Below are 12,618 nucleotides of genomic sequence, written 5' to 3'. Positions count from 1 at the left end.
ATGAAGCGTTGGCAGATCCTAGTCGGCGGTCTCGCGCCACGCCTCGAAGCGCGCGCGCTCGGCGCTGCCGGCGTTGTTCCACCAGTATTTGAGCATCTCGTAGGCCTGCGGGCTGCCCTTGGCCGGCGCAGCCGCGGGCTCGTTCGCGTTCGCCGCGCTGGCGCCGGCATCCGCGACCGGCGCGTAGACGGTGTTGCCGCGGCGAATGGTCTCGGCTTCCGGCTCGGCCACCGAGATCGAATCGCTGACGGCCTCGCCGCTTTCGCGCGACTGGATCTCGAGCGTAGGGTCGGCCGCGAACGCCTGCCCGGTCGCCGGCGTGTCCGGCTGGGCGCCGACCACCGCGTAGTCGCCCCCGGGTCGGGCGTCGAAGGTCACCGTGATCGGCTCTGAGAGCACCCGGGCGTAATCGTCGCTGCGGTCGGCGTCGTCGTCGATCAGGTCGAAGTAGCGCAGCACCAGCGTGTGCCGGCCGGGGGCCACCGACAGCCGCTGGTCGCGGGCGTCGAAGGTGTAGAAGCTGTCGCGGATGGTCTCGCCGTCGAGCGCGGCGACCTGGAACTGATAGGGCACGAACAGGCGGGCGGCGTCGGCGCCCTCGGCCGTGCCGGTGTCCAGATCACGGACGCTGGCGCAGCCGGCCGCCGCGAGCATGGCGGCGGCGATCAGCAGAAACTCGAAGCGACGGAAGGTGCGTGGCATCTCGGCCCCCTGGTGGCGGATCACGATCGTGCGGCGCCGCGGGCGCCGGAACGCGGCCACGATGCGACGTCAATGTGACCGCGGTATGACAACGGGATGACGCTCGCGGCGGCGATTCGGCATGCGGGGGCCGGGCCGGGTAGAATCATGCGCATGCTTATTGCCATCATCATCGGCGCGCTTGCCGGCGGCGCGGTGTTCGGTCTGCCGGGCGCTCTGCTCGGCGGCGTGCTCGGTTTCTGGGCCGCGCAGCTGATCGCCATGACCCTCATGAAGGGCGCGCTCGGCACCATCCGCGCGCAGTTTCTCGACTCGACGTTCGCGGTCATGGGGGCGCTGTGCAAGGCCGACGGCCAGGTCACGCGCGACGAGATCCGCGTCGCCGAGGATCTGTTCGGCAAGCTGCGCCTGTCCGAGGATCAGAAGGCCCGGGCGCGCGCTTCGTTCAACTGCGGCAAGACCCCCGGTTTCGACCTGGATGCGGAGGTCGCTCGGTTCGTTAAGGTCGCCCGCGGCCAGCGCGCGCTGCATCAGATGTTCCTGCAGGTGCAGATCGCGGCGATCGCGGCCGACGGCAAGGTCAGCGATGCCGAGCACGACGCGCTCATGCGGGTCGCCCGCGATCTCGGTCTGTCGGAGGCCGAGATCCGTCAGCTCGAGGCGATGCTCTCGGGGCGCAGCGGTCAGACCTCCGGCGACGGCATGGGCTCCAAGCAGGGCGTGGACCCGGCCGAACAGCTGCAGCAGGCCTACGATGTCCTCGGCGTGGACAGCGATGCCAGCGACGCCGACATCAAGAAGGCCTACCGGCGACAGATGAGCCAGAATCATCCGGACAAGCTTGCCGCCAAGGGCATGCCCGAGAGCATGCGCGAGATGGCCGAGGAGAAGACGCGCGAGATCGGGGCCGCCTACGAGCGCATCTGCGAGGCCCGCGGCATCGGCTGATCCCGGTCGCCGCCCAGGCGCCGGATGAACCATGCCAGCGCCCGACCGGGCGCGCCCGAGCGCCACAGCAGCCAGGTCTGTGCGGCCTCGCGCGGCCGATCCAGGGGCGGCTCGACCAGCCGTCCGGCGGCTAGCGCCTCGGCGACCCACGCCCGCGGCACGTGGCCGACACCGAGTCCGTGTTCGAGCGCAGCCACCTTGCTCGCCATCGAGGCCACGGTCAGGCGGGGCTGACCGTCGAGCAGGCCGGCATCGCGCGGCGACAGTCGGCGCGCGCTGTCGGCGACGACCACCGCGCGATGGCTGCGCAGTTCATCCTCGCTGACCGCGTGCGTGCGCTCGGCCAGCGGGTGATGCGGCGCGCAGCAGAACGCGAACGCCACGTCCGCATAGGCGGTGCGCCGGACGCCGGCGCCGGCCGGCGGGTCGGCCACGCCGACGGCCAGATCCACCCGATCGTCGATCAGCGCCTCCCAGGTGCCGCCGAGCACTTCTTCGGTCAGGCGCACGTTGATCGCCGGATGCTCGGCGCCGAAGGCCGCGATCGCCGGCCAGAGATCGGTCGGCGGTATCAGGCCGTCGACGGCGATGCGCAGTTCCGGCTCCCAGTTGTCGGCCACGCGCCGGGCCGCGGCTCCGAGTTCGCGGGTCGCCGTCAGGATGCGCCGGCCCTCGTCCAGCAGCAGTCGGCCGGCCGGAGTGAGCACGGCGCGGTGGCCGCTGCGATCGAATACGGCCACCCCGAGGTCGTTTTCAAGCTGGCTGATGGTGTAGGAGATGGCCGACGGCACGCGGTAGAGGGCCGCCGCCGCCGCGGCGAAGCTGCCGTGGCGGTCGATGGCGTCGAGTGCCTCGAGCGACTCCAGTCGCAATGGGGTGGTCATGAGGGGCGTGGCGCGTTCAGGCGTTCGAAAAGTTTGAACGAGTATGCCAAAAGGCTTCGCTTTTCTTGCCATCGCCGCGGCCGTAGCGTTACCGGTAGGGCGCGGCCGGGAACGCGCCGGCATGTGCATCGATCGATGGCGCGTCGCGGCGCGCCGATCCGAAAATCAAGGAGCCGACAATGAAGAAGATTCTGGTGCTGTACTACTCGATGTACGGTCATATCGAGACGCTGGCCAACGCGGTCGTCGAGGGCGCCCGCGGCGTCGACGGCGTGAGCGTGACCCTCAAGCGGGTCCCTGAGACGATGCCTGCGGATGCCTTCGAGGCGGCGGGCGGCAAGACCGACCAGCCGGCGCCCGTGGCCGAGCCCGGCGAACTGGCCGACTACGACGCGGTGATCTTCGGCTCGCCCACGCGCTTCGGCAACATGTCCGGTCAGATGCGCACCTATCTCGACCAGACCGGTGGCCTCTGGGCGAACGGCGCGCTGGTTAACAAGCTCGGCAGCGTGTTCACCTCGAGTGCGACGGGCGCCGGCAACGAGACCACGATCACCTCGTTCTGGAATACGCTGGCCCATCACGGCATGCTCATCGTGCCGGTCGACTACGCGGGCGCCCAGGAGCTGTTCGATATCTCCGAACTGCGCGGCGGCTCGCCCTACGGTGCCTCCACCTATGCGGGGGGCGATGGTTCGCGCCAGCCGTCGGACAAGGAGCTGTCGATCGCGCGTTATCAGGGCGAGAAGGTCGCCCGGCTGGCGGTGCGCATGAACGACTAGGCAACCCAGGAGCAGCGATGAACAAGAACGCCGAGACCGACCACCCGATCCACAACACGCTCGCGGTGCGGTGGAGCCCGTACGTCTTCAGTGCCAAGCCGGTGGCGATCACCGATCTGCGATCGCTGTTCGAAGCGGCGCGCTGGGCGCCGTCGTCCTACAACGAGCAGCCCTGGCGCTACATCGTCGGCCTCAAGGGCGAGGGCGACACCCATCGGCGCATTCTCGACTGTCTCGCGGAGGGCAATCAGCCCTGGGCGCGGAACGCGCCGGTGCTCGCACTCGGCGTCGTCATGCGCAACTTCAGCGCCAACGGCAAGCCGAACAAGGCCGCGCCGCACGATCTGGGTCTGGCGACCGGCAATCTGGTGACCGAGGCCACCACCCGCCGCCTGTACGTCCACCAGATGATCGGTCTGGACCCGGAGGCCGCGCGCGAGACCTTCTCGATCCCCGAGGACGCGGAGGCGTTCACCGCGATCGCCATCGGCTATCGGGAGGCCGCACAGGCCGGCGATTCGGCCCTGCACGCGCGCGAGGACAAGCCGCGCACGCGCCGGCCGCTGGGCGAATTCGTGTTCACCGGCAACTTCGGCGACCCGGCCGGATTCTAGCGTTCGCGCCGGCTGCGCCGATCCCGCTGGCGTCCTGCGACTGTCGTTAGACGACGACAGGCATGTTATAGATAGAAAGGGGATTACCGCAGACAAGGCGACAAGTGACACATGAGTGACGACCAGCCGACGAAGGCGGGTATCAACCCGCCGGTGTTCTACCCGTCCGTGATCGTAATCGGCATATTGGTCGTGTTCGGCGCGGCGATGCCGGACGTGGCCAATTCGTTTTTCAGCGGCATGCAGAGCTGGCTGATCGAGACCTTCGGCTGGCTGTATCTGTCCGCCGTCGGCGTCTACCTGATCTTCTGCATCGTGCTGGCGGCCTCGCGCTACGGGCAGTTCCGGCTGGGACCGGATCACAGCGAGCCGGATTTCAGCTATCTGTCGTGGTTCGCGATGCTGTTCTCGGCCGGCATGGGCATCGGGCTGATGTTCTACGGCGTGGCCGAGCCGGTGCTGCACTACGACAACCCGCCCACCGGGGACGCGTCGACGGCAATGGCCGCGCGCGACTCCATGCGGCTGACCTTCTTCCACTGGGGTATGCACGCCTGGTCGGTCTATGCCGTCGTCGGCCTGTGTCTGGCCTACTTCAGTTTCCGCCGCAACCTGCCGCTGCGTCTGAGTTCCGCCTTCTATCCGCTGATCGGCAACCGCATCTACGGTCCCATCGGCCACGCGGTGGACGTGCTGGCGGTGTTCGGTACCCTGTTCGGCGTGGCCACGTCGCTGGGCCTCGGCGCGCAGCAGGTCAACTCCGGCCTGAATTTCGTCTTCGACGTGCCGGAAGGCATCACCACGCAGATCGTACTGATCGCGATCATCACCGCCATGGCGACGCTTTCGGTGGTGCTGGGCCTGGACGGCGGTATCCGCCGTATTTCCGAGCTCAACCTCTGGCTCGCCGCGGCGCTGCTGCTGTTCGTGCTGGTGCTGGGCCCGACCCTGTTCATCTTCCAGTCGCTGTCGCAGAACATCGGCAACTATTTCTCGAGCATCGTCGACATGACGTTCAACTCGTACGCCTATACGGGCGACGAGGACACCGATAGCTTCATGAGCGGCTGGACCCTGTTCTACTGGGCATGGTGGATCTCCTGGTCGCCGTTCGTCGGCATGTTCGTCGCGCGGGTCTCGCGCGGCCGGACCATCCGCGAGTTCGTGCTCGGCGTGCTGATCGTGCCGGTGGGCGCCACCTTCCTCTGGCTGACCGCCTTCGGCGATACGGCGCTTCACATGATCATGGCCGATGGTGCCACCGATCTGGTCGATGCCGTCAACGACAGCACGTCCACGGCGCTGTTCTACTTCCTCGAGCAGTTCCCGCTGACCTGGCTGACGTCGGTTCTCGGCACGATTCTGGTGGTGACGTTCTTCGTGACCTCCTCGGACTCCGGTTCCCTGGTCATCGACATCCTCACCGCCAAGGACGGCAGCGAGCCGCCGGTCTGGCAGCGGATCTTCTGGGCCGTGCTCGAGGGTGTCGTGGCGATCGTGCTGCTGGTCGCCGGCGGCATCGGCGCGCTCCAGGCGGCATCGCTGGCCTCGGCGCTGCCGATCACCGTCATCATCCTGATCATGGCCTACTGCCTGTACAAGTCGCTGAGCGTCGAGGCGATCAAGCAGGACAGCATGCGCAGCGTGATGAACACGCCCTACAACGTGGCCGGCTTCGGCGCCGGCGGCTGGGAGCAGCGTCTCAAGACGCTGGTGTCCTCGCCGCGTCGGACGCAGATCGACAGCTTCCTCAAGGAGACCGTCGAGCCGGCGATGCAGGAGGTCGCCAAGCAGTTCGAGGAAAGCGAGATGGCGACCCAGATCAACTGCGAGGAGGACCGCTGCTACCTCCGGGTGGAGCACGGTGCCGAGATCGACTTCGTCTACGGCGTGCGGGCACGCCGGTTCACCGCGCCGTCGTTCTACATGGGCGCGCTCAAGGGCGAGCCGCCGGGCAGCGCCAAGGGCCGCGAGCACTACCGTGCCGAGGTCTTCCTGCGCGAGGGCGGCCAGCAGTACAACGTGGTCGGCTACTCCCGGGAGCAGCTGATCGGCGATATTCTCGACCAGTACGAGAAGCACCTGCACTTCCTCTACCTGGTCCGATAGTCCGTCCCGAAAACGGGCCCGGCACTGCTTCTGCGGTGCCGGGCCTTTTTCATGGGCGCAGGCATGACGTCTCGCTGCTCGGACCGTCGTATTGTCCGGCGTCGGTCGATTCCGGCGGATCTTCGGGGCGGTGATCGCTTCCTGTGGAATAGTCGAGCGACGCCCCGGTTTCCCCCCGTCGTGCTGCCCGAGTCTGTCCGAGCCCGCATGCCTGCGTTCCCGGTGGCGTGCGATCGCCCGATCTGGGTAGGGCGTCTCGTCACGCGGGGCCATCGCTTCGTGCGCTCGACGGCGCCGGGTCGATGTCAGCGGCATCGGGCCCGACGCGGGCGTGGGCGTTGCCGGGTGACGGAATGGGCGGTTTCTCGGGGGCGAGGCCGGATCGGCGCGCTGACGGGTTCGCGTCGGGCATTCGCCGAAAAGCGACGGAGGTCGGGTGGCCCCCGCCGTGGCCGCCGGGTGGGCGGGTGAGTCATTCGTCGATCCCGCGTTTCCCGCGTCATCTTTTCCGGTCCGTCACGACGGCGCAGTCGGTCACGCGGACGTGTCATCCGATCAGCGGCGCGGGCCATGACCGATGGGCGTCCCGAGGGGCAGTCCTGGGTCGGTGATGTGGCGGGGCACTCCAGAGTTCAGCGCAGGCTTGGTCGGAGCGGATTGGCGCGGCTCGCGCTTTCGTGTCGACGCCGAGGCGGCCCTGTCGGTTCGACGTCGACGGTGCGGTGGCCGCATGGCGGCCGACCGCTCGGTGCGAGCCGGCACTGGATAGGCGCGGCGATCGTCGTTGCTTGATTCGAGTCCGGACGTGGATGGGTTATCCTTGACGCGTTTTACTCGCCTTCGGCCCGACTCGCCCATGCGCCAGGATCCCTTTGCCGTGTCCCGCGTGCCACCGATGATCAAGTGGCTGCTCATCGCCAACGGTGTGGGCTTTCTGTTTCTGCTGTATGCCGCGGAACCCGCGATGCAGTACTTCGCGCTGTGGCCGTTCGGCGAATACCGGGTGGGTACGTCGAGCGGGCCGGGGACCGTGGGCTTCGAGTTCTGGCAGCTGCTGTCCTACGGTTTCCTGCACGGCGGCTTCGGGCACCTGTTCTTCAACATGTTCGGCTTGTGGATGTTCGGTCGTGTCGTGGAACAGGTCTGGGGTGGCCAGCGTTTTCTGATCTACTACCTGGTCTGCGTGGTCGGCGCCGGGGTGACGCAGGTGGTGGTGCTGTATCTGTTCTCGCCGGGCGAGGTGGTGCCGACGGTCGGTGCTTCGGGCGGGCTGTTCGGGGTGCTGCTCGCCTTCGGCATGATGTTTCCCAACGCCCGCGTGATGCTGCTCATACCGCCGATTCCGATGACCGCGAAATGGCTGGTGATCGGCTACGGTGCGCTCGAGCTGTTCTTCGGCGTCACCGGTACGCAGGCAGGTGTGGCCCATTTCGCGCATCTGGGTGGCATGGCCTTCGGTTTCGCCATGATCATGTACTGGCGCCGCAATCCGCCGGGACGCGGAGCCGGCTAGTCGCTGCCTGCGGCCAAGGTCGACTTCCCGCGGGCGCTCGGCTGCGGCAGGCTGGGGCCGCTTTTGTATTCGACAACAATCCGTCGCACGTCGGGCCGCGAGGCCCGCGGCGTCGCGGCGCGGGCTGACAAGAGGAGCCATGACGACATGAAACGACGCCATTTTCTGACCGGTGCCGCCGGGGCGGCGGCCGCGGCCAGCAGCGTGTTCTCGCCGCTGACCATCGCCAAGAACAAGACCTTCAACCTGGCCATGGTCACCTCCTGGCCGACCTCGCTAGACACCTTGTTCGGCACCGCGCAGTACATCGGCCGCGCGATCGAGGCGGCCACCGACGGCGATGTGACGGTCGAGGTCTTTCCGGCCGGCGAGCAGGTCGGCGGGCTGGAAGTCTTCGACAGCGTGGCCAGCGGCGCCTTCGCGCTCGGGCACACGGCGTCCTACTACTACATCGGCCAGAATCCGGCGCATGCCTTTTTCACCGCCATGCCGTTCGGCCTGACCGGCATGCAGCAGAACGCCTGGCTGCAGTCCGGCGGCGGCGTGGACCTGTGGAACGAACTCAACGCCCGCAGCAATCTGATCGCCTTCACCGCCGGCAACACCGGCGGCCAGACCGGCGGCTGGTTCAACAAGGAGATCAACAGCCCGGCGGATCTCAAGGGACTGAAGATGCGCTTCCCCGGCCTGGGCGGCCAGGTGATGGCGCGCGCCGGCGTCAATATCCAGAACCTGCCCGGCGGCCAGGTCTATTTCGCCCTCGATCGCGGCACCATCGACGCCGCCGACTGGGTCAGTCCCTACGACGACGAGATCCTCAAGCTGCACGAGGCGGCCAAGTACTACTACATGCCGAGCTGGGCCGAGCCGGGCGCAACGCTGGGACTCTACGCCAATCTCGACATCTACAAGGACCTACCCGCCGATATCCGCGAGATCATCCAGACGGTCGCGCGTGCCGCCAACGAGCGCATGTTCTCGGAGTACATGGCCAAGAACGGCCCCGCGCTGCAGCGGCTGATCGACGGCGGCGCCGAGGTGCGCACATTTCCGGCGGATGTGCTGCAGGTGCTGGAGAAGTACACCGACGAGATCCAGGCCGAGCACGCCGAACAGGACAAGTTCTATGCCCGGGTCTACGAGCAGTGGACGGGCTTTCGGGACAGCGTGCGGACCTGGACGAATGCCAGCGAGTATCGCTATCTGCGCTACGTGAACGGCGATCTCGCCTGAACGCGGCCGCGGCGATCGCCGTGCGGTAGCGGCGCCGGGGCGGTGCTACCGCACGGCGTCGCTCAGGTGCGGCAGCCAGAGCACGATCTGCGGGAACAGCCAGAGCAGAACCAGCGCCAGCAGCTGGATGGCGATGAACGGCATTACCCCGCGATAGATGTCGATGGTGCGGATCGCCGGCGGCGCCACGCCCTTGAGATAGAACAGCGCGAAGCCGAACGGCGGGGTCAGGAACGAAGCCTGCAGGTTCAGCGCGATCATCACGGCGAACCAGAGCGGATCGACGCCAAGCTTGATCGCGATCGGCGTGATCACCGGGACCACGATGAAGCTGATCTCGATGAAGTCGATGAAGAACCCCAGCACGAAGATCACGAGCATCGTGAAGAACAAAAAGCTCAGCGTGCCGCCGGGCAGGTTCACCAGCATGTCGTCCACGAGCCCGGGTCCGCCGAGGGCGGCGAAGACCATGGTGAAGGCGGTCGCGCCCAGCAGGATCACGAAGACCATCGCCGTGAGCTTGACGGTCTGATCCATCACCGCGCGCAGGTTCGGCCAGTTCAGGCGGCCGTTGGCCAGTGCCAGCAGCGAGGCGCCGAGCGCGCCCATGGCGCCGGCCTCGGCGGGGGCGGCGATGCCCGCGAAGATGGTGCCGAGCACGACCAGGATGAGCGCCAGCGGCGGCGCCATCATGACCGCCATGCGCATGAGCAGCCGACGTGCGCCGAGATTGCGTTCGGCCGCGGGCAGGGCCGGCGCGCGTTCCGGATAGCGCAGGGCCACGAAGGCGATCCAGGCGATGAACAGCCCGGCCAGCAGCACGCCGGGCAGCAGGGCGCCCAGGAACAGATCGCCCACCGAAACCTGCATCTGATCGCCCAGGATGATCAGCACGATGCTCGGCGGGATGATCTGGCCGAGCGTGCCCGAGGCGGCCACCGTACCGCTGGCCAGACCCTTGTCGTAGTTGTACTTCAGCATCACCGGCAGCGCCAGAACGCCCATGGTCACCACCGAGGCGCCGACCACCCCGGTGGAGGCGGCCAGCAGGGTGCCGACCACGACCACGGAGATCGCCAGGCCGCCGCGCATGCGGCCGAACAGCAGCCCCATGGTCTCGAGCAGGTCCGAGGCCAGCCGGGATTTTTCCAGCATCACGCCCATGAACACGAAGAACGGTACGGCGACCAGTTCGTAGTTGTTCATGATATTGCCGAAGATGCGCCCCGGCAGGATATTGAGCCGGGCCACGCGGAACGCCGGTTCCCAGGGCAGCGTGACCCCCATGTCGGGCAGCAGGTCGCTGCCGATCAGGGTGAACAGCACGGCCGTGCCGCCGAGGCTGAAGGCCACCGGATAGCCGATGAGCAGCAGGCCGATCGCGGCCGCGAACATCCACAGGGACAGGTAATCCATCAGAGTGCGTCCGCGCGCTCGGCGGCGTGGGCCGTGCCGCTCTCGTCGACGCGGCGATGGCCGGTCAGCAGCGCGGCGTTCTTGATGATCTCGCTGATGCCCTGCAGTAGCAGCATGCCGAAGGCCACCAGAATCACGGTCTTGATCGGGTAGCGCGCCAGGCCGCCGGGGTTGGGGCTCTGTTCCATCACCGCCCAGGAGCGTTCGACGTAGCCGTAGCAGAAGTACAGCCCGAAGACACAGAACGGAATCAGGAAAACGAGCGTGCCGAAGATGTCGATGGCGGCACGCGCCCGCGCGCCGAGACGGCTGTAGATGATGTCCACCCGCACATGGGCGTCGGCGCGCAGTACATAAGCCGCGCCCAGCAGGAAGATCAGATCGAAGGCATAGGTCTGCAGCTCGAGATAGACGTTGGCACTGAGCTGCATCCCCAGATACTGGCCGAGATAGCGGGTGATGACGTTGTAGGCGCCGATCAGCACCATGGCGGCGGTCAGCCACCACATCAGCTTGCCGACCCCGTTGGACAGCGCGTCGATGACGCGCGCCAAGGCGAGCAGTATGGACATGCGTATCTCCCCGGCGGCGGCGACAGGCCGCGTCGAACGCGCCATTCTAGCGAACACGGGGCCGGGGCGCCGAGCCCGTGGCGGTCGTCCGGGCGACGGTCGCACGCTCGGGGCGCGGGCGTGCGCAGTCCCGTGTCGCGGTCTGCCGGCGCATGACGCGGGCCCGAAACTGCGCGATATCTGCACGCGTGTTCGTATCAAAGCTACTTCGATCGTGCGGCGACCGGCGACCGGCGACCGGCGACCGGCGACCTTGCGTACGAGCGGTGCCGTTGTCGGCCGGCGACCTGTTCGTAGGCCGTTGCCATCAGGCTGTGGCTCGTCGCCCGACCGGGGCCATCGGAAGGCCGGTCGCTTGGCGAAGCAGTCGGGTAACGGACTTCGCTGCGCATCGGCGTTGTGGCCGCCTCGGCCTGCGCGCCAAGGCGAAGCGGGCAGGCTCGCCGCCGTTGCGCATCCGGGTGCGCCCGGCGCGTGGCTTGAGCTGCCGAGAGAGCGTCCACGGCCGGCCTCGCCGGCAACTCCGGCCGCGCATCGGCGGCGACTGCGACGCCGTTCCGAGGGTGCATCCAAACGGCCGGGTTCGAGTTATAGTGGAGACATGAAGTCACGCATCGCCATCGTCGCGCTGATCTGTGCCGTGCTCACCGCGTGTGCGAGCGGTCCGGCCTATCGTCCGGCCGCCGAACCGGGCGATTTCGGCTATCGCGACAACGCACTGACCAGCGATCGCTACCGCGTGAGCTTCGCCGGCGACTACGGCATGGCACGCGAAACGGTCGAGAATTACGCCCTGTTCCGGGCCGCCGACGTGGCCCTCGGCCACGGTGCCGATCGTTTTCGGATCACCTCGCGCGAGACGTCCCCGGTGACCAGCTATTCCGGCGGCGGGCCGAGCACCAGCATCGGCTACGGCTGGGGCTATCCCTTCTGGGGTACGAGCATCGGCTATTCCACCGGCGGGCAGAGCCGGACCCGCTACGAGACCGTGCTGGAGATTCAGCTCGGCGACGAGCTGCCCGACAACGGCGCGGACGTCTACGACGCGGAAGAGCTCAAGCGCAACCTGGCGCCCTCGGTCGCGGCCGGCGACGAGGCCTGATCGCCACGCGATCCATGCGCCTCGGTTACCGTCTCGCCGGGCCCACGTGGCGCAGCGCCCGATCGGTCCCGGGCATCGGTATACATCCGCTAGCCCGAGGCTATCGGGCGGCCGACGGGTAGTCTTATTGCGGCGGTCCTCGCCGTCGTCGGGCCCTGAGTGCTTGATCCGCTCGGGTCTGGGCTGGGTGGCGGGAGACGCGGTGACGCGTCGCTCAGCGCAGCTTGAAACTCACCGGCACCGTCAGCGCCAGCCGCTGCATCGACACGTTGTCCGGTAGCGCCGGCAGCGGATCCGCGCGCTTGATCATGTTCTCCACCGCCTCGTCGAGCAACGGGTGCCCGGAGCTCTTGCGGATCTCCCATTCGAGCACGTTGCCGTTGCGGTCCATCACGAAGTAGAGCGTGGCCGTACCCTCCTGGCGCAGGCGCCGCGCCCGCCGCGGGTACTCCTTGCTCCTCGCCAACCAGGCGCGCAGCTCGCCGCGGTAGTCGGCGGGGGTGTCGGAGACGCTGCCCGTCGATCCGGATTGAGCCTGCTCGCCGGCCGTCGATGCTTGGGCGCGGGCACTGGTTGCGTCCGAGCCCCCGGCCGGCTCGGCTGCCGTCGCCGTCTGTGTGGCGGCGTCCGGACGCGCGTCCTGCCGTTCGGGCTGCGGCGTGGACTCCGGCGTGGGCTCCGGTTCGGGCTCTGGTTCAGGTTCCGGTTCCGGGGCGGGCTCCGGTTCGGGTTCCGGTTCGGGT

At 67.8% G+C, this 12,618-nt stretch carries 12 protein-coding genes; 7 read left to right on the top strand and 5 right to left on the bottom strand.

All coding sequences use genetic code 11. The features are described from left to right. Positions 1-18: 18 nt before the first annotated feature. A complete protein-coding gene (locus SAHL_RS07265; protein WP_148045515.1) occupies positions 19-702 on the bottom strand; it encodes a DUF2057 family protein in 684 nt (227 codons plus the stop codon). A gap of 153 nt (positions 703-855) precedes the next feature. Here SAHL_RS07265 and djlA point away from each other — a divergent pair, with 153 nt between their 5' ends. Beyond that, on the top strand, positions 856-1,650 hold the full coding sequence (gene djlA / locus SAHL_RS07260; RefSeq protein WP_123590777.1) for a co-chaperone DjlA: 795 nt from the start codon (positions 856-858) through the stop codon (positions 1,648-1,650). Here the strand turns inward: djlA and SAHL_RS07255 are convergent. After that, positions 1,614-2,534: a LysR family transcriptional regulator gene (locus SAHL_RS07255; RefSeq protein WP_123590740.1), complete on the bottom strand. Its 921-nt coding sequence runs from the start codon at positions 2,532-2,534 to the stop codon at positions 1,614-1,616. The two genes, djlA and SAHL_RS07255, sit on opposite strands and share 37 nt — an antisense overlap. Positions 2,535-2,713: 179 nt before the next feature. On the opposite strand from SAHL_RS07255, the gene wrbA reads away from it, so the two are divergent. From wrbA to SAHL_RS07230, 5 genes are all read left to right on the top strand, one after another. After that, positions 2,714-3,316, top strand: a complete 603-nt coding sequence (gene wrbA / locus SAHL_RS07250) for an NAD(P)H:quinone oxidoreductase (RefSeq protein WP_123590739.1) — start codon at positions 2,714-2,716, stop codon at positions 3,314-3,316. A gap of 17 nt (positions 3,317-3,333) precedes the next feature. Further along, positions 3,334-3,930 (top strand): nitroreductase family protein, encoded by a 597-nt coding sequence (locus SAHL_RS07245; RefSeq protein ID WP_123590738.1) that lies wholly within the window; start codon positions 3,334-3,336, stop codon positions 3,928-3,930. Between the two features lie 111 nt (positions 3,931-4,041). After that, positions 4,042-6,039, top strand: a complete 1,998-nt coding sequence (locus SAHL_RS07240) for a BCCT family transporter (protein ID WP_123590737.1) — start codon at positions 4,042-4,044, stop codon at positions 6,037-6,039. Positions 6,040-6,895: 856 nt separating this feature from the next. Continuing rightward, positions 6,896-7,552 (top strand): rhomboid family intramembrane serine protease, encoded by a 657-nt coding sequence (locus tag SAHL_RS07235; protein WP_123590736.1) that lies wholly within the window; start codon positions 6,896-6,898, stop codon positions 7,550-7,552. Between the two features lie 147 nt (positions 7,553-7,699). Next, positions 7,700-8,785, top strand: coding sequence for a TRAP transporter substrate-binding protein (locus SAHL_RS07230; protein ID WP_123590735.1), 1,086 nt, complete (start codon positions 7,700-7,702; stop codon positions 8,783-8,785). A gap of 45 nt (positions 8,786-8,830) precedes the next feature. Here the strand turns inward: SAHL_RS07230 and SAHL_RS07225 are convergent, their stop codons facing one another. Together SAHL_RS07225 and SAHL_RS07220 are read right to left on the bottom strand one after the other, a co-directional pair. Next, positions 8,831-10,201, bottom strand: coding sequence for a TRAP transporter large permease (locus SAHL_RS07225; RefSeq protein ID WP_123590734.1), 1,371 nt, complete (start codon positions 10,199-10,201; stop codon positions 8,831-8,833). Continuing rightward, positions 10,201-10,773 (bottom strand): TRAP transporter small permease subunit, encoded by a 573-nt coding sequence (locus SAHL_RS07220; protein ID WP_123590733.1) that lies wholly within the window; start codon positions 10,771-10,773, stop codon positions 10,201-10,203. Before SAHL_RS07220 ends, SAHL_RS07225 begins: the two co-directional genes overlap by 1 nt. Before the next feature lie 601 nt (positions 10,774-11,374). Between SAHL_RS07220 and SAHL_RS07215 the strand changes: the two genes are divergently transcribed. Continuing rightward, positions 11,375-11,875 carry a CC0125/CC1285 family lipoprotein gene (locus tag SAHL_RS07215; protein ID WP_123590732.1) on the top strand — a complete coding sequence of 167 codons (501 nt, stop codon included), beginning with the start codon at positions 11,375-11,377 and terminating at the stop codon, positions 11,873-11,875. A gap of 214 nt (positions 11,876-12,089) precedes the next feature. Here SAHL_RS07215 and SAHL_RS17510 read toward each other — a convergent pair. Then, the coding region (locus SAHL_RS17510; RefSeq protein ID WP_148045514.1) for an energy transducer TonB at positions 12,090-12,618 on the bottom strand (529 nt) is incomplete at its 5' end.

The organism is Salinisphaera orenii subsp. halophila YIM 95161, from assembly GCF_003732545.1.
GTDB classification, from domain to species: domain Bacteria; phylum Pseudomonadota; class Gammaproteobacteria; order Nevskiales; family Salinisphaeraceae; genus Salinisphaera; species Salinisphaera orenii_A.
Note: the sequence above shows the minus strand (reverse complement) of the source record. Positions and strands in the feature narration are given on the sequence as shown.